Raw genomic sequence first — 16,754 nt, 5'->3', positions numbered from 1 at the left:
AATTGCGCGCCTCTTACCATGCCGGGCCTAGCAAGTCAGGGACGAAATGCGCCTCTGGCGGCTGAAAGACCCGCTTGGACAACCACAGTTGCGTGATCTAAGCGGTGAAATAGAAAAAGGGTCCCGCAAGCGGAACCCTTTTCCATTTACCCCCTGTCGGACTGGCCGACTTTGTCATTGCGCGAACGCTAATTCGGAAGAAACCATCCGTCAACAGTCAATTCGACAGATCCAACCGGCTGTTTTGGCAGAAAAAAGCCGCGCCTTGCGGCGCGGCCAGTCCGACAGGGAGGAAGCGCCGCTCCGCAAGCGAGCTTGCACGTACGACAGATGCAGGGTGGCACAGGCTCGTTAAGCTAGTATTGTGCGCAGCGAACGCTGGTGACGTAATTTTCTGAGTGAGGGCGGCATGACCGGGGTATTGACTGAAAAAGGCATTTTCGTTGGCGGTGGTGGCGAGAGCTACGCGACGCCGCAGGAAATGCTGCTGAAATACGGCAACCGTCACGGCCTGATCGCGGGGGCGACGGGCACCGGCAAGACGGTCACGCTGCAAATTCTTGCCGAGGCGTTTTCGAGCGCGGGCGTTCCGGTCTTTATGTCCGACGTCAAGGGCGACCTCGCGGGCCTTGCCATGCCGGGCTCGGCCACGGCCAAGCTGCATGACGCCTTCCAGAAACGGGCAGATACCATCGGCTATGAGCTGACCTACCGCGACTACCCCGTCACCTTCTGGGATCTCTTCGGCGAGCAGGGGCACCCCGTGCGCACCACCGTGTCCGAGATGGGGCCGCTGCTGCTGTCGCGCCTGATGGGGCTGACCGAGGCGCAGGAAGGGGTGCTGAACATCGCCTTCCACCTCGCCGATGCCGAGGGGCTTGCGCTGCTTGACCTCGCCGACCTGCGCTCCATGCTGGTCTATGTGGGCGAGAATGCCGATACGCTCTCGCTGCGCTATGGCAATGTCGCGACGGCGACGGTGGGTGCGATCCAGCGGCAGTTGCTGGTGCTGGAAAACCAGGGTGCCACGAAGTTCTTCGGCGAGCCCGCGCTGGATCTGGCCGATATGATGACGCTGGCATCCGACGGGCGTGGGCGGGTCAACATCCTGGCGGCGGACAAGCTGATGGCCTCGCCCCGGCTTTATGCGACCTTCCTGCTGTGGCTTCTGTCCGAGCTGTTCGAGGAACTGCCCGAGGTGGGCGACCCGGACAAGCCGCGTTTCGTCTTCTTCTTCGACGAGGCGCATCTGCTGTTCGATGATGCCCCCAAGGCGCTGGTGGACAAGGTCGAGCAGGTGGCGCGTTTGATCCGCTCGAAAGGGGTCGGGGTCTATTTCATCACCCAGAACCCTGCGGATGTTCCCGAAGGCATCCTTGGCCAGCTTGGTAACCGTGTTCAGCACGCGCTGCGCGCCTTCACGGCGAAGGACCAGAAAGACCTCAAGCGCGCGGCCGAGAACTACCGGCCCAATCCGCGGTTCGAGACCGAAGATGCGATCAAGGAGGTGGGCACCGGCGAGGCCGTGACCTCGTTCCTTGAGGCGAAGGGCGTGCCGGGAGTGGTCGAGCGCACGCTGGTGCGCCCGCCGCAGTCGCGCCTTGGCACGCTGGCCCCCGATGAGCGCCGCGTGGTGGTGCAGTCCTCGCCCTACGGGCTGAAATACGACAAGGCGGTCGACCGCGAATCCGCGCATGAGATCCTGACGGCACGGGCCGCCGCGGCAGCTAATGAGGCCGCCGAAGCCGAGGCTCGCGCCGTCGAGGAAAAGCAGGAGCGCGAGTTCCAGAACGCGCGGCGCTACGAGACGAGCAAGTCTCAGAAGGCGACGAAATCCACGACGACCCGGCGCAGCTCCTCGCGCTCGGATACGGTTCTCGAAGCCTTCGGCAAGAGCCTTGCGCGCCAGATCGGCAGCCAGGCAGGGCGGCAGATTGTGCGTGGCGTTCTGGGGTCGTTGTTCAGATCGCGCTAAGCTGCGGTTGCGTGACCGGGGTCTGCGGCAGCAGCCGTGCCTCGGCCATCACGGCAATCAGCAGATCGACATGGCGCGAGATGTTATAGGCGGCATCGCCTTCTTGGCGGGCCGCCTCAAGCCGGGCCTCCTCATCGAGCAGGCGCGCCAGTGCGTGCTCGGGTGCCGGCGGGGCGGGAACGCGCATCAGGCGACGCAGGTCGCGCGCGCGGCTATAGTCGCGTTGACCGAAGCGCGCAGCGCGGATCAGCAGGCGCGGGCGACGCAGCGCGGCGATTTGGGTGGCCAGTTCGGTCATGGGTCGATCTCCGGGTTGTTTCGCTAAACCGTCGCACAACCTATGCGGGTGTTGCGGATTCGGCCGCTCAACCGATCGCCGGGTTTCCAAATCTTTAGAAATTTTAAAGAAATCTCGGGATCGTTCCGTTTCTTAACGGACAGGTAACCAAAGCAACCCACGGTTAGGCGGGAAGGATTGCGGCGTATTCCAATGACTTGCGCCACATTTGGGGAACGAATGACGATGACTGTATCGGTCAAGGCGGAGCTTCCCGCCTGGCTGCCCGACTATGCCCGGCTCTATCTGCGCCACGTCGAGGAAGGCGTGCCGATCCGGGAACTGGCGCGGCGCGAGGGGTGTCATGCCTCAACCGTCCTGCGTCGGGTGCGTCGGGTCGAGTCGCGCCGCGACGACCCTCTGGTCGATGAGGCGCTGGCCCAGCTTGGCGCGCGTTCAACCCCCGATTCCCGCTTGGCCGACCAGCACAAGGACCAGGCGAAAATGACTGCGACGATCCGAGCCCCCGAGATCCCGGCCGATGAAGAGATGCTTGCACGCGAGGGCCGCCGCATTCTGCGCCGCCTGGCCGAGCAGGGCGCGCTGCTGATCGTCGCGGGCGATATGGACAAGGCGGTGGTGCTGCGCGGGACGGTGCGCACAGCGGTTCTCGAACGCGCGGTGGCGCAGGCCTTCGCCTTGCAGGACTGGATTCAGGTCAAGCACGCAGGTCGGGTTACCAGCTACGAAATATCGGTCGCCGGGCGTGCCGCGCTCAAGCGGATGATCGAAGAGGACGCCTCGGCCTGCGGAGATGCGCCCGAGGGCGACGACAACCCGTTCGGGGCGCAGCATCGCGACTGGAGCATGCGCGAGGTTCCCGCCGAGGAAGGCCGGCGTCGACGGATGCGCGCCAACCTGGCCGAAAGCCCGCTTGGCGTGCTTGCGCGGCGGCGCGATGCGAACGGGCAGCCCTTCCTGACACCCGAACTTGTCGCGGCGGGGGAGCGCCTGCGCGAGGATTTCGAACTGGCGCAAATGGGGCCGCGCGTCGCGCAGAACTGGGAGCGGTTCATGACCGGCGGCGACCGTGGCCAGTATCGCCCCGACCTCGGGCATGGCGGCGGGTCAGAGCGCGCGCGGGATCGCGTGGCGGCGGCGCTGCGCGATCTTGGGCCGGGCCTTGGCGATATGGTTCTGCGCTGCTGCTGCTTTCTCGAAGGGCTCGAGGCCGCCGAACGGCGCCTTGGCTGGTCGGCGCGCTCGGGCAAGATCGTGCTGCGCATCGCGCTGATGCGGCTCAAGCGGCACTATGACGAGACCTATGGCGGGGCCTCGCCGCTGATCGGGTGACCGATACTGCGATCAATTGAAATTGCGTGCGGCGGCTAATGCGATAAGTGTTGGTTATGAACATCACCCTTCGCCAGCTCAGCTACCTTCTTGCGATTGACCGGACGGGCTCATTTTCCCGCGCGGCCGAGTCTGTGCATGTCACGCAGCCCGCGCTGTCGATGCAGATCAAAGAGCTGGAGGCCGAGCTTGGCCTCCAGCTGGTCGAACGCAGACCGCGCGAGGCGCGCCTGACGCGTGCGGGGCGCATGGTTGTGGTGCGCGCCGAGCGGATCGAGGCCGAGTTGCGCGCGCTTCAGGCCGAGGTGCGCACGGGCAGGGGGCAGGTTAACCTCGGGGTGATCCCGACCATCGCACCCTATCTGCTGCCGCGTGCCTTGCCGCAACTGCGCGCGCAGACTGACGGGCTGCGGCTGCGCGAGGCCCGTACGGAAACGCTGCTGTCCGAACTCGCGTCGGGGCGCCTCGATGCGGCGATCATCGCAACGCCCGCGCCGGAATGCCACGAAGAAATCCTGTTCGACGATCGCTTCCTGCTGGCCGGAACGCCCGAATTGCTGGACCAGAACCGGGGCCTGCCGCCGGATGCGCTCGACCCCGGCGAGTTGCTCTTGCTTGAAGAGGGGCATTGCCTCGCCGATCAGGCGCTGGCGCTGTGCGGGCTGACGCGGGCGGCGCAGACGGTCGATCTTGGGGCCTCGTCGCTTTCTACGCTTTGCGCGCTGGTCGGACAGGGGATGGGACTGACGCTGATGCCCGAGATCGCGGCCTCTGTCGAAACGCAGGCCACGCCCGGCATCGCCCTTTTGCGCTTTGCCGAACAGCCGCACCGCACCCTGCGCCTTGTGCGTCGCCGGGATTGCCCGGACTGCGGGCAATGGTTTGCACCCCTGGCCGAGGTTTTGCGCGCCGAGGGGGGCGCCCTGCTGGCTGAGATCCGCGCAAGCTTTCCCTGACGCTGTTCCCTAACGGCATTGCCTGCCAGCCCGTTTGCGCCTATCTAGGCGAAACAGCCCATATGAGGGGGAATATCCCGTGCGCGAACTCAATATCCCCGGTCAGCGTCACCCGGAAAAGGCCCATAAGCCGGACCAGAGCCAGCCGAAAAAGCCCGACTGGATTCGCGTCAAGGCGCCGACCTCGCAGGGATACAAGGAAACGCGCGACATCCTGAAGTCGAACAAGCTGGTCACCGTCTGCGAAGAGGCGGGCTGCCCGAACGTGGGCGAATGCTGGAGCCACGGCCACGCCACCATGATGATCATGGGCGAGATCTGCACGCGGGGCTGTTCGTTCTGCAACGTCGCCACCGGCAAGCCCGACGCGCTGGACGCGTTCGAGCCGGGCCGCGTCGCCCATGCGGTGCAGACGCTTGGCCTCAAGCATGTCGTCATCACCTCGGTGGATCGCGATGATCTGGACGATGGCGGGGCCGAGCATTTCGCGCAGACGATCCGCGCGGTGCGCCACCGCTCGCCCGAGACGACGATCGAAATCCTGACGCCCGACTTCCTCAAATGCGATGACCGGGTGCTTGAAGCCGTGGTCGAGGCGAAACCCGATGTGTTCAACCACAACCTGGAAACCGTGCCCGGGCTTTACCCGACGGTGCGCCCCGGTGCGCGCTACTTCCACTCGCTGCGGCTGCTCCAGCGCGTGAAGCAGCTTGACCCGACGATGTTCACCAAGTCGGGCATCATGGTCGGCCTGGGCGAGGACCGGCAGTCGGTCCTGCAGGTGATGGATGACATGCGCTCGGCCGATATCGACTTCCTGACGATCGGCCAATATCTGCAACCGACGCCCAAGCACCACCGGGTGGATCGCTTCGTGACCCCCGAAGAGTTCAAGGACTATGAGAAAGCCGCCTATGGCAAGGGTTTCCTGATGGTTTCGGCGACGCCCCTGACGCGGTCGAGCTACCACGCCGGGGATGACTTCGCCCGCCTGCGCGAGGCGCGGCTGAAAAAGCTGGGCCTGTCCTGAGCGATGAGTAAGAGGGCCGGAAGCGGCCCTTTGTCTTTTTATATCAAAGGGATGCGGCGCATTCGCCGGTGACTTGTCTTTGGTTCTATTGGGGATTTTGGCGCACCCAAGAGGATTCGAACCTCTGACCTCTGCCTTCGGAGGGCAGCGCTCTATCCAGCTGAGCTATGGGTGCCTTGCTGGTGATATAGACGAGGCACATACCCCCTGCAACCGGCAAAATGAGACGCGCCGCTTGTTGCATCCGCACGTTGTGAAGCCGCGCGGTGGCGTTTAGATTGGCGCGACAGGGATAGGCAGATCGGAAGTTCAGCGGTGCTCGTGTTTGGGGAAATGTGCTCGGTCTCGGCGGCTGGCGTAACGCTGCTCGATGCGGTCGAACGCCCGGTGGATGACGGAAAGCGCCAAGTATCGCTTTATTTTGCCGCCGGAACGGATGTCAGCCAGATCGGCTTTGACCCGGTGGTGGAGCTTTTGTCCACCGCGTGGGTCACTTCGGCGCCGGTGTTGCAGGTCAGGCTTGCCGAGGGTGCGCCGCTTGAGTGCATCTTCGGCTCGGCCCGGCTGCGGATAACGCCGTTCCAACCCGACCTGGGCCTGCTGCGTGGCAAGAACACATTTGCTGCCGTCCGAAATGGCGAAAGCGTCGAAACCATTGTGGATTGGCTGGCCTATCACGCGGCGACGCAGGGGATGGACGGCGCGGTCCTTCTTGATCGCGCACCTCCGGGGGGCGATCCGGCGTTCGATGCCGCGTTGAAGGGCGCGTTGGCGGAGAGCGCGCTGAAGGTCGTCCTGCTGCGCGCGCCGCTGCCCTTGGGTAAGCGCGGCCAGCCCCCAGAACAGCACCCCTATTGTGCCCCAGAAAGCCCCGGCAGGGACAGGATGGACCTGCCCGACCCCGACCCTTGGCGCTCCCCTCTGGGCGAGGTGATCTGCTACGAGATCATGCGTCAGCGTTATCTGGCGCAGGCGCGCGCCGTGGCGAATATCGAGGTGCATGACCTGTTGGAGGCGTCGGAGGGGCGCTCGGTCTTCGATGCCGCCGCTGCGTCTGAGACAGGGCTGGTCGCGCTGATGGGGCGCTCGGCCTACCCCTGGCGGGTTCGCTCGGGCGACCCCATCACCTTCGGCGACCATATCTGCGTGCAGTTCGACGCCAGCAAGGTCTGGAACCGCTGGTGCATCGCCCCGGCCAAGGCCAGCCCGCAAGCGGTCTGGCGGATGACGCGGGTGGGCAACGTGTCGGCGGACCCGCGTGTTCCGGCCTGGCGCTTCCATCGCTGCATGAACCTGCGACACCCGGTCGAGACCATCGCCAATATCGTGCCGCGCGCGGCATTGGTCGAGGATGCGCAGCTTCTCGCGCTGGCCGAGGATGCGTTCGATCACAAGCCCATTCGCATGCCGACCCCCGAGGCCACCTCGGCGCCGGGCAAAGCTGGCCGCCGCGCGATCGTGACCACGATGAAGAACGAGGGTCCGTTCATCCTTGAATGGCTGGCTTACCACCGCGCGGTCGGTTTCGATGACTTCCTGATCTACACCAACGACTGCACCGACGGCACGGACAGCTTCCTGAGCCTGCTGGAGCGCAAGGGCCTCGTGCAGCATCGCGACAACCCGTTTCGTTCGATGGACATGCGCCCGCAGCACGCCGCTCTTGCCGTCGCCTCGGATGAGCCGGTGATCGCCAAAGCCACCTGGGTGACCTGTATCGACGTCGATGAGTTCATTAATATCAAGGTGGGCGACGGCACACTGGATGCGCTGTTTGCGGCGGTACCCGAGGCCAACCTGATCTCGATGACCTGGCGGCTGTTTGGCAATGCCGACATTGCGGATTTCAGCGATGCCTTCGTGACGCAGCAGTTCACCCGCTGCGCGCCCGAGTTCACGCCCAAGCCGCATCAGGCCTGGGGCTTCAAGACGCTGTTCGCCAATGTCGGTATCTTCCGCAAGCTTGGCGTGCATCGCCCCAAGGGGTTCTCGGCGCAGAAGCTGGATCGGATCAACTGGGTCAACGGCTCGGGGCGGCCCTTGCCCGAGGACGAATACCGTGGTGCCTGGCGGTCGAACGCCCAGACATACGGCTATGATCTTGTGCAGCTCAATCACTACGCCGTCCGCTCGGCTGAGAGCTTTCTGGTCAAGCGCGACCGGGGCCGGGTGAACCATGTGGAGCGCGACCAGGGCCTCGCCTATTGGTTCCGAATGAACAACAATGCGCAGGAGGAGACGTCGATCCAGCGCATGCTCCCGAAGGCCCGGGCCGAGATGGTGCGCCTGCTGGCCGACCCCGAGATCGCCACGGCCCATGCCGAATGCGTCGGGGCACATCGCGCGAAGATCGCCGAGCTACGCGCCGACCCAGGTTACGCGGCATTCCTTGACGAGATTACCAGCGAGATAATGCAGCGCCTCTCGCGCCTGCATGCGCATTTCGGGGCGAACGTGTTTCTCGCGGGGCCGACCTGCATTCCCGATGAGATCGCCGAGAAAGACCCGGCCGCACGGTTTTTCTTTACTGTTGAGCGGCAGGAAACAGTTCACTCGTAGGCGGTTCGGCCGCCACTCGCACGGCGCACTTGTTTGAACAAGTCACGAAGGCGGTTGGCTCGAGCTTCTTGGCCGCGCCGGGTTAGATATCCCGCCATTTCCTCGCGATAGATGAACAAGCTGCGGCGTGCGCGGATCATCTGGGCGAAGGCGCGTGTCTCCAGTTGCCCATCTAGGGCGCTTTCGATCACCGGTTGAAGCAAGCCCATACGGTTAAGTGCTAGCGCCGTCTTGTGGCCAAGACCTGGTGCGCGCAAAGCGGTGACGTTCGGCCCGGCTAGCCGTTCGACATGCCGTCGATCAGGCGCGTTGAATGGATCGTAGATCAGCCAGACTTTGCGTGCGGTCGTGATGCCTTGTGCCGCGTCGCTAAATGGCAGTGACCAGTCGGCGCTGCGCCCCTTGGCAAAACGGCGCTCCCACGGCACGAGCTGGCGGTCGAGCGTGCTCTGCGGGCTGAATGCGACAACGGTGGCACCGGGCGACAGTGCCGAGAATGCAACTGCGCCAAACCCCCCCATCGAAGTTCCGGCAAATGAAACACGCCTAAATCGTTCGAAAAAGCCTCGATCAGCCTGTTCGCGAAAGAATGCGATCAGGTCCGCGTCGCGTAGCCAGTCGGGGCGTTGCGAAATGATTCCAAGATGCGACCAGCCGTTGTCAGCGCAAAACTTTGCTGCCCAAGGGTTTCGCTCGGGCCTTATGTCGCCCACATTGTGGAGGTTGTCGAAGGTTACGACAAGATGCTCGGGCCCGCGATCTACAAAGCTGGCGCCATGGTGGCCGAGCCAATGGAAATAGCCTTTCCGCGGGCCGGCGGGGCAGATCTCGTCAAACCAGATTGGATAGGCAGGGCCGGGCGGCGTAGCGGGTGCGAATGACTGCGGAGCGAGATTGGGCCGCGCATGGGGTGGTGCGCTAACGGCGAGGGTCTGCAATGCCCGCGCTAATGCGAGGGCCCCGGCATGAGCACGCGCAGCGACACGTTCGGGTGCCAATGCGTTGTCGCTATTATTACGTGTCAGATCACCTTGTTCGAAAAGCGTGTCATGGTCAGGCAAATAGGTCGCCCGGATTTTCTCATTGTCTGAAGCGACGTACGCCATGATCTCTCGTCGTTCTGACCAAGAAAATGTATCACGCGACGAAAACAACAGCGGATCGTCCATGTTGCTGAGTTCGCGGACCAGCTGGCGCGGATTTGCGTGGCGCTCATAAGCGATGCGTCCCAACATCTCCGTCAGTTCGACCGAGAGAGACGGGTTCGACTGGCTTGGTTGACGCGAGAAGCCCTCAAGCGATCCCAAACCGAGATGTTCACACGCAAAATCTTCGACGATGTCACCTCCCTTGAAACGCTCGCGTTCGAAGGCGCGGACTACTATGTTCTGTGCGCCGAAAATTGCGGCATAAGTGTCTAGGATTGCGGAATACTTCAGCTTTGGCAGGTGCCCGGAAAGAAACTCCCCTCGATCCAGTTTGACCAGCCCGTTCTTTGCAAGCTGCTTGTAAATAGCCTCGGCATAGAGGTCTTGGCGACGAAGGTAGCAGACAACGCGTGTCTGATCGCGCAGCGCCTCGGGCAGAGTTTCGCGCAGCCTGCGGGCGACAATGATACGGAACATGATCTCACTCGAGATTACGTGGGCCGTGTCCGGCGCGGCGTTGTGTTCCGCAACGATTGCGTCAAGAATGGCGGCTGCGTCGCGCTGCGCGACGGCCATCGGCAATGGATTGTGCGCGATATGCGAGCGCCCCGAGCGCATATAGTTGATCCCGCGTTCCCGCAGTGCCACTTCGTTTGTATGGAAAAAACCCTGAAGAGAGGTTGTGCCGGTCTTGGGTGATCCAATGTGCATCACAAGCATATCAGAGACTCATCAGCTTGAAGCCAAGTGCCTGCCCCCAGTGCAGATGGCAACCAACACATCGAAATCCATTTCGGTCGTAGTCACGTAATTCCTCGCGCGCAGTTTGGAACGCGCTTGAGTAGTGCGTATCTTCTGCCAATTCTGGCATCATCGGGTTTAGCAACAAGAATACGCAGCGTCGTGAGATGCGGCACATCTCTTCCACGACTTTCAACCAATCTTTCGGATGACAGTAGTGTTCAATTGCCTGCATCGAGATGATGTAGTCGAAACTGCCTGTCTCGGCGGGATATGGGGTCACCCCGGCGTCGAACAGCTTCATCGGTATCCCGATGGACTCGATGATCGGTCGGTAGGGCCAATCCATCACGCCGCCATCGCGCGGGATAGCTAACCCAAAATCGTCGAAATCACGTGAGAATTTTGTGTCGTTGATACCGCGATAGAGAGCTCGTTCGGCATTGTTTTCCCCGCTAACCATATTGACGTAGTCGTTGCCGATGACGTCATGACCGTAATAGCGCAGCACCTCAAGCAAGGCTCCGTGGGCGGTCGACAACTCAAGAACACGTTGCGGTTGTCCGGACATAAGTTCAGGCAAGAACAAGCTGACGCGGTTCATTGCCCGGCGAATATTCTTTCTGCGATTCAAGTATTTCTTCTGTGGGCGACGCGCCATGCCACGCCAGGAATCAGCTGGAATATCGTAATCGTCGGACAGTTGTTTTGGCAGCGGCGTACGAAAATGCTGACCGATATCCACTATTCGGAGGAGCTTCACATAGCGTCGGTTAGGTGAATGCTGATTGGTCATGCAACGAGGGGTATTTGCTGCTTAGCAATAGATCAAGCGTTATGAACTCGATTCCGTGCCCGGAATCCGTCGCCCTTGTTGGGCCAGTTGTGCATTCGCAACGTTTAAGTGTTGTCGAAATAGCGGACCCTTCCGTGAGGCAAGATAATGTTGGCAAAATAACGACATGAGCCAAGGGTTTCCACGCTGATCTAACCGAGCCAGCATCTCCTTGAGATAACGCGTATACCTGCGCCGTCGGCGTAGAGCGCGATAGAAATCGTCGGCGGTAAGGCTTCCGTCGATCGCGCTTTCGATCACTGGCTTCAATATTTCCATCCCTTGCATCGCCGAGGCGATGCGATGCCCCATCATTCGGCAATGCAGCCTCATGATATTCGGGTCGTCGAACAATGCTGCGTGGTTCGCGTCTAGTTCTGCGTGAGGGTCGAACAGGAGGTAGACGCTATCGGCCGCCCGCAAGCTGGCGGGTGCAAAGCCGTAGCGATCCGAAAAGTCGCGGTCCCACGCCTTTGAATAACGTGTCTCCCACGGGACTTGCGTCTTATCGAGTGTCGCCTGTGGGCTGATCGTGATCACGGTGGCCCCCGGAGCCGCCGCAGAGAACGCCGCCGCCGCATACCCCCCCATCGACGCGCCATAAAACACAACGCGAGAAAACTGCTCAAAAAACCCTTCATCGCGCAGCGTGTCGAAGAAGTCGTGAACGGCCACGTCGCGGTACCATGTCCAGTCATGCGCCATAAGCCCAAGGATCGACCAGCCGTGCGAACGGATAAAGTCGAAGCCCCAAGGAAGCCGATTTCCTCCGTGCTCGAAAACATGGTCGAGGTTCTCGAAAGTCACGACGAGCGTATCGCCCGCCCGAACGTGCAACGCGGTATGCTGCCCACCCAATTCCCGGAAGAAGCCGGACTCGTCTCCGATGCGGATCAATTCGCGCCGCCAATCGTCGCGGCTGTGGCCGGATAGATCCGGGTTCGAAGGGGCCCCGCGTGCCGTCATGCGCCAAGCTCATCGTAGAGTTCGGCGATCGGGCCGATGGCAAGGGCGTCACGGATGCGTTGTTCGTGCCAGTTGCAGGCCCGCTCGTAAAGCTTGAAGATGACAGGATCGGCCATGATCTTTGCGTGGTAGTCGCGCATTTTTGGAAGCAGGGGCGAGATGGTTCGATCCTCCTCCTCGTTTCTGTTCATCCTTTGCCAATAATCTAGGTTGCGGTCGATGCCGCCATGTACGGTGCCCTTGAGCGATTTGAGCAGGAAGGATTGGCGCGAGCGGAGCGCGTAATGATTCACCTGCGCCAGATGATAGCCGACGCAGTCGGGGCTGCTGCGCCAATTTCCCCTGGTCAACTCGCGGTAACGCTTGGGCATAGAGTGGCCGGAACCGTTTACCCACTTGATGACGTCCCAATCTCCGCCAACCGGGACAAGGGGGCGATGGGTGCCCAGCCGTTCAAAGGCACTGGTTCGGAAAAGGCTTTTCAGTCCCCAAGCTTGCGCTGGCCGCGGGCAATCGAGTGGGGCTGCGCGATTGAACTGTTCGGTCATGAAGCCACGCGAGTAGTGTTCGATGCCACCGCATCCAAAGACACGCCATGTCAGAGAAAACGCGTCTGCATCGGGTACAGCAGCTACAAGATCCTGGACCGTCTTCGCGCCGCAGTGAACATTTAGGTATTCGTCAGCATCTAAAATCATGGCCCAATCGTGAGAGCGGTAGACCGGTTCATTCAATACTTTCCGAAAAGCACGTATTTGATAGCTTGCGCGTTGATTGGGACCGCGCGTGTTATCACGATGGGTGGCGATGCCCAGCTCCTCTAGACGTTGAACCATCCGGTCGGTGCCGTCCGAGCAGTCGTTCGTGAAGATCAGAAAGTGATCAAAGCCCGCCGCCTGATGAAAGGCAATCCACTCGGGGATGAAGGCGCCTTCGTCTTTCATGCAGGTCACGGCAAGGAAGGTCTCTTGCTTGCCGGACTTAGCCCGAGGGCGAGCGGCAGGCAAGGTTGGCTCGGCCTTGTGCTCTGCTGGAAGCGGCGCTTGCGCAGGGGCTATACCATGTTTCTTCAACAGCAAGTCAATAAGGCATCCCTCGGGAGGAAGTCCTGCGTGGCGACGTTGCAGCATGCGTCGCATTCGGCTGCCGTAGAAATGAACCGAGGTCGTCTGCGCTCCAAAATCGTCAAGCGAGATCGTGCCTGGTTGCAGCATCTTGCCACGATCCCGAAACGATATCGGATACAGAACGTTAGACGGGAGCGCGTTCTCGACTTCACCGGTCTTACGCAGGAAATGGGTTACCGCTGTCGGGCCCCAAGCCCCCCAAGGCATGTTAGCTACATGTACCGACTTGCCGGCGGCTTGGGCCGCTTCGAGCGCAATGCGCTGACGTTTAGGCAACCATTCGGGGATGGCAGTGGGGTCTTCTGTGCTGGCTAGCAATTCGGCCAGTGCGATGCTGGAGTGCGGAAGAGCAAGAACACCGCTCGCAATGTTTTGCTCGTCCTGAAAGGCGTAATAGTGGCCCTCCCGGGGTAGCCACGGAGCTACACAATAGGCGTCAGTATCGGCCCAGATGATCCGGTCGTCCTGCGCCAACATCCGCAGCCTGAACAAATCCGCATGAAGCGAGAGAGAACCACTGCGCGTATGACGCAAGAACGGTTGCCCCGGAAGAATAGCTGCGGCATCGTCGATCTCGACACCGTCGGGAACGTTGGGAACATCACCATAAGTGAAGAACCTGACTGGATGGCCAGCATCCAGAAACGACTGCATGCACAGCAGTTCGAGGTAGCTCAACGGCCCTCCGATCCACAGCATGCCGATCGTGAATAGCGCCATCGTTCGCTCCTCAACGCTTGTGGACGACCAGAACCTGATCCCGCTTTTCTTTCAGGTAACGCACCTGATGCAGGAAAGCGCCCGAAATCTCGGGGCGGAGAGCGTCGAATTCGGCCGCCAGCGCGGGGTCAGAATGCTGGAAGTGGCCCTGATGCAGGTAGGACTGAAACAGATCCGCCGTCTTGGTAATGCCTGCGCGCTCATAGGCTTGCGGTTGCCAGCGCAGGTCTTCGATGATGTAGAGCCCGCCCGGTTTCAACTTGGGGAACAACTCGAGCATCGCGAATTGCTGATGATGCGAAGCGTGCGAGGCATCGTCGATAATGATATCGAAGGGCGCCGCAACCTTGAACGCGTCTCGGATGTTTTCGCGCCGGTCCATGTCGCAGCGGGTAAAGCTGAAGCGCGGATGCTCGAACCAGGAAAAGTCGGACACGTCCAGTCCGTGGATATGCGCTTGCGAGAAGAACTCTAGCCACATCCTCACCGAGGGCAAGTCGGTCGTTTCCCGATCGGCGCTGATGCCATGTTCCGGGCCGCCGATGAACAGCCCCATTTCAAGGAAACGGATCGGCTGATCCCGGTAGGGGTGGAACAGCATGTTGTAAAGCTCGGTATAACGATGCTTCGCTGGCCCTTTGTCCGAGCCATATTTCTCCGCGAGATCGCCCAGGTTCGTTCCGGCTGCACTGGTTGTCTTTGCTATCGGTAACGGGGTCATCGAGGTGTCGGTTTGTGGCTGGTCCAGAGCGGGCAGGGGCGCCTCGCGCGGGTCAATGCCGTGCTTAGCCAGCAACCGCCCGAGCAGGCTGTCGGCAGGGGGTACGCCGTTCTCTTTCTCGATCAGCCGCTTGCGCATCCGGCGGCCATAGAAATGCACCGAGAAGCTGTCGGACCTGATATAGGGCGCGGTGTCGAGCCCGGGCTTCAGCATCATCCGCCGCTGTTTGAAGGTGAACGGGTAAAGCATGTGCTGTGCAAAGGAGTGCTGCACCTCGCCGGTCTTGTGCAGGAAATGCGTTAGCGCGTGCGGCCCCCAAACGCCCCAAGGCATTTCGCTGGCGTGCACGGGCTGTCCTGCCTGGGCGGCGGCGCGCAGTTCCTGGGCGTAGTCTGATCCATACCAGTCGGGGATCGCGAACTCATCGGCGGTAAACTCAAGCAGCGCCCCGAGCGTTTCGCTGTCGCGCGGCAGCCCGAGGACGCCACCATTCACGTGTTTATCCGACTCCCAGCCATGGAAATGCCCGGTCTCAGACTCGAAGGGGCGCAGGCAATAGGCATCTGTATCGGCCCAGATTGTGCGGTCGTTCCTGGACAGAAGATGGTAGCGGAACAGGTCGGAATGCAGGGCGGGGCTTCCGGTGCGCTCATGCTTGAGGAAATCGGTGCGCGGCAGGATATCGTCGGCCGAGGCCACCTCGATCCCCTCGGGGATGCCCGTCACGGTGCCGTAGGTATAGAGGCGCACATGATGGCCCGCGTCACGGAACGATGCGATGCAAAGCTGTTCAAGGAAGCTCAGCGGCCCTTCCATCCACAGCATCGCGATCTGGTACTCGGTACGGTGGGACGTTGCCACTCTTTACACCTCATGCCCGTTTGGCCGCTTTGGGGATCGCGCGGGCCGATGCGATCCGGGGCGAGAAAAGGGGGTATCCGTGTAGGGCAGGCCCGGCATAACGCGCGGCCCTGCTTAGGTTGTTTCGCGCCGTGCTGTCCACAGCGGCGGGTTCAGCCAAGCAGTGACAGAAGCGGGCGGATCTTGATCTTGGTGATGCGGTTGTCCTTGCGCTCGATGACCTCGAAACGGAAGCCGTGGAACGAGAAAACCTGCCCCATGTCGGGGATGGTCTGGGCCTCGTGGATGACCAGACCGGCGATTGTGTTGGCCTCGTCGTCGGGCAGGCTCCAGTCGGTTTCGCGGTTCAGGTCGCGGATCGTCATCGCGCCATCAACGATGTAGTCGCCCGTCTCGGTGGGCTTGAGCTGTCGCTCGGCCTTGGGGTCGAATTCGTCGGTGATCTCGCCCACGATTTCCTCAAGGATATCCTCGAGCGTGAGCAGCCCTTTCAGGTCGCCGTATTCATCCACCACAAGCGCGAAGTGGGTGCGCCGCTTGAGAAATTCGCGCATCTGCTCGTCCAGGGGCGTGGTTTCGGGGACGAAGTAGGGCTTCATCGCTACCTTCATCACGTCCAGGTCCGACACGCTCTCTAGCTTGCCGTCGCCCGTGCGCAGGAAACGCTCGACCGCGCGCAGCAGGTCCTTGGCGTGGATCACCCCCACGACATTCTCGCGCTCGCCCTTGTAAAGCGGCAGGCGCGTGTGGGGCGAGGCCAGAACCTGGGCCAGAAGCTCGCTCGGGTCGGCCTCGGCGTCGATCATCTCGATCTGGCTGCGGTGGCGCATGATCTCTTCCACAGTGCGGTTGCCCAGATCGAGCGCACCCAGCAAGCGGTCGCGATCTTCCTTGTCCACCGTGCCCTCGGAGGTGCCGATCGCGAGCGCGCCGGCGATCTCTTCATGGATCGAAAACATGTGCTGATCGGCATCGGTGCGGTAGCCAAACAGGAACAGAATGCCGCGCACGATGGTGCGCACCACCGTCACGATAGGCGCAAGCAACACGATCAGAATGCGGATCGGGCGTGCCACCCGCGAGGCCACCGTCTCGGGGTTCGAGATCGCGTAGGTCTTGGGCAGAACCTCGGAGAAGATCAGCACCAGCGCTGTCATCACCAGCGTGGCCAGCGCTACACCGGAATCGCCGAAGAGCCGGGTGAACAGCGCCGTCGCCAGCGAGGCCGAGAGGATGTTCACCACGTTATTGCCTAGAAGGATCGCGCCGATCAGTCGCTCGCTATCCTCGGTGACGTTTAGCGCGGCCTCAGCGCCCTTTTCACCCTTGTCGGCGCGATTGCGCAGCTTGGCGCGGCTCGCGGCAGTCAAAGCTGTTTCCGAGCCCGAGAAGAAGCCGGACATCAGCAAAAGGCCAAGAATGGCGGCGGCGGTCAGCCAGAAGGCGGTGTCGAGAAAAGGGGTCTGCATGACTGCCAATTAAGGA

General features: G+C 61.7%; 12 protein-coding genes and 1 tRNA gene. 5 read left to right on the top strand and 8 right to left on the bottom strand.

Annotated elements, in window-relative coordinates:
• Positions 1 to 409 precede the first annotated feature (409 nt).
• The gene (locus LZA78_RS02185) at positions 410 to 1,975 is read left to right on the top strand and encodes a helicase HerA-like domain-containing protein (protein ID WP_233675305.1); all 1,566 of its coding nucleotides are present in this window, start codon (positions 410 to 412) and stop codon (positions 1,973 to 1,975) included.
• Here LZA78_RS02185 and LZA78_RS02180 read toward each other — a convergent pair.
• A complete protein-coding gene (locus LZA78_RS02180; protein WP_233675304.1) occupies positions 1,962 to 2,273 on the bottom strand; it encodes a DUF6477 family protein in 312 nt (103 codons plus the stop codon). The genes LZA78_RS02185 and LZA78_RS02180 overlap by 14 nt on opposite strands.
• 219 nt (positions 2,274 to 2,492) lie before the next feature.
• Between LZA78_RS02180 and LZA78_RS02175 the strand changes: the two genes are divergently transcribed.
• The 3 genes from LZA78_RS02175 to lipA all read left to right on the top strand — a co-directional run bounded on the left by LZA78_RS02175 (position 2,493) and on the right by lipA (position 5,591).
• Complete coding sequence (locus LZA78_RS02175; protein ID WP_233675303.1) at positions 2,493 to 3,605, top strand: DUF6456 domain-containing protein; 1,113 nt, start codon at positions 2,493 to 2,495, stop codon at positions 3,603 to 3,605.
• 56 nt (positions 3,606 to 3,661) lie between these two features.
• On the top strand, positions 3,662 to 4,561 hold the full coding sequence (locus LZA78_RS02170) for a hydrogen peroxide-inducible genes activator (protein WP_233675302.1): 900 nt from the start codon (positions 3,662 to 3,664) through the stop codon (positions 4,559 to 4,561).
• A 79-nt stretch (positions 4,562 to 4,640) separates the two neighbouring features.
• Positions 4,641 to 5,591: a lipoyl synthase gene (gene lipA / locus LZA78_RS02165; RefSeq protein WP_233675301.1), complete on the top strand. Its 951-nt coding sequence runs from the start codon at positions 4,641 to 4,643 to the stop codon at positions 5,589 to 5,591.
• A gap of 98 nt (positions 5,592 to 5,689) precedes the next feature.
• Here the strand turns inward: lipA and LZA78_RS02160 are convergent.
• Positions 5,690 to 5,766: transfer RNA gene (locus LZA78_RS02160), tRNA-Arg, on the bottom strand.
• 140 nt (positions 5,767 to 5,906) lie between these two features.
• On the opposite strand from LZA78_RS02160, the gene LZA78_RS02155 reads away from it, so the two are divergent.
• Entirely contained in the window at positions 5,907 to 8,150 is a 2,244-nt protein-coding gene (locus LZA78_RS02155) for a glycosyltransferase family 2 protein (protein ID WP_233675300.1), read from the top strand.
• On the opposite strand, the gene LZA78_RS02150 is transcribed toward LZA78_RS02155, so the two are convergent.
• From LZA78_RS02150 to LZA78_RS02125, 6 genes are all read right to left on the bottom strand, one after another.
• On the bottom strand, positions 8,141 to 10,018 hold the full coding sequence (locus LZA78_RS02150; protein ID WP_233675299.1) for a hypothetical protein: 1,878 nt from the start codon (positions 10,016 to 10,018) through the stop codon (positions 8,141 to 8,143). The genes LZA78_RS02155 and LZA78_RS02150 overlap by 10 nt on opposite strands.
• 1 nt (position 10,019) lies before the next feature.
• A complete protein-coding gene (locus LZA78_RS02145; RefSeq protein ID WP_233675298.1) occupies positions 10,020 to 10,835 on the bottom strand; it encodes a class I SAM-dependent methyltransferase in 816 nt (271 codons plus the stop codon).
• Positions 10,836 to 10,874: 39 nt separating this feature from the next.
• Positions 10,875 to 11,840: a phosphoadenosine phosphosulfate reductase gene (locus LZA78_RS02140; protein ID WP_233675297.1), complete on the bottom strand. Its 966-nt coding sequence runs from the start codon at positions 11,838 to 11,840 to the stop codon at positions 10,875 to 10,877.
• Positions 11,837 to 13,687, bottom strand: a complete 1,851-nt coding sequence (locus tag LZA78_RS02135; protein WP_233675296.1) for a glycosyltransferase family 2 protein — start codon at positions 13,685 to 13,687, stop codon at positions 11,837 to 11,839. The genes LZA78_RS02140 and LZA78_RS02135 overlap by 4 nt, the downstream gene beginning before the upstream one ends.
• Before the next feature lie 10 nt (positions 13,688 to 13,697).
• Positions 13,698 to 15,269 carry a class I SAM-dependent methyltransferase gene (locus LZA78_RS02130; RefSeq protein WP_233675295.1) on the bottom strand — a complete coding sequence of 524 codons (1,572 nt, stop codon included), beginning with the start codon at positions 15,267 to 15,269 and terminating at the stop codon, positions 13,698 to 13,700.
• A gap of 152 nt (positions 15,270 to 15,421) precedes the next feature.
• Positions 15,422 to 16,738, bottom strand: a complete 1,317-nt coding sequence (locus LZA78_RS02125) for an HlyC/CorC family transporter (RefSeq protein WP_233675294.1) — start codon at positions 16,736 to 16,738, stop codon at positions 15,422 to 15,424.
• Between the last annotated feature and the right edge of the window lie 16 nt (positions 16,739 to 16,754).

This window comes from Rhodobacter flavimaris, assembly GCF_021378075.1.
Lineage (GTDB): Bacteria > Pseudomonadota > Alphaproteobacteria > Rhodobacterales > Rhodobacteraceae > Rhodobacter > Rhodobacter flavimaris.
This window is presented reverse-complemented; position numbering and strand designations above follow the sequence as displayed.

What these genes read in the sequence shown, in the direction of transcription:
- LZA78_RS02135 (WP_233675296.1), bottom strand. Translation starts at nt 13,687, where the DNA reads ATGGCGCTATTCACGATCGGCATGCTGTGGATCGGAGGGCCGTTGAGC.
- LZA78_RS02185 (WP_233675305.1), top strand. Translation starts at nt 410, where the DNA reads ATGACCGGGGTATTGACTGAAAAAGGCATTTTCGTTGGCGGTGGTGGC.
- LZA78_RS02125 (WP_233675294.1), bottom strand. Translation starts at nt 16,738, where the DNA reads ATGCAGACCCCTTTTCTCGACACCGCCTTCTGGCTGACCGCCGCCGCC.
- LZA78_RS02170 (WP_233675302.1), top strand. Translation starts at nt 3,662, where the DNA reads ATGAACATCACCCTTCGCCAGCTCAGCTACCTTCTTGCGATTGACCGG.
- LZA78_RS02180 (WP_233675304.1), bottom strand. Translation starts at nt 2,273, where the DNA reads ATGACCGAACTGGCCACCCAAATCGCCGCGCTGCGTCGCCCGCGCCTG.
- LZA78_RS02140 (WP_233675297.1), bottom strand. Translation starts at nt 11,840, where the DNA reads ATGACGGCACGCGGGGCCCCTTCGAACCCGGATCTATCCGGCCACAGC.
- LZA78_RS02150 (WP_233675299.1), bottom strand. Translation starts at nt 10,018, where the DNA reads ATGCTTGTGATGCACATTGGATCACCCAAGACCGGCACAACCTCTCTT.
- LZA78_RS02145 (WP_233675298.1), bottom strand. Translation starts at nt 10,835, where the DNA reads ATGACCAATCAGCATTCACCTAACCGACGCTATGTGAAGCTCCTCCGA.
- LZA78_RS02175 (WP_233675303.1), top strand. Translation starts at nt 2,493, where the DNA reads ATGACGATGACTGTATCGGTCAAGGCGGAGCTTCCCGCCTGGCTGCCC.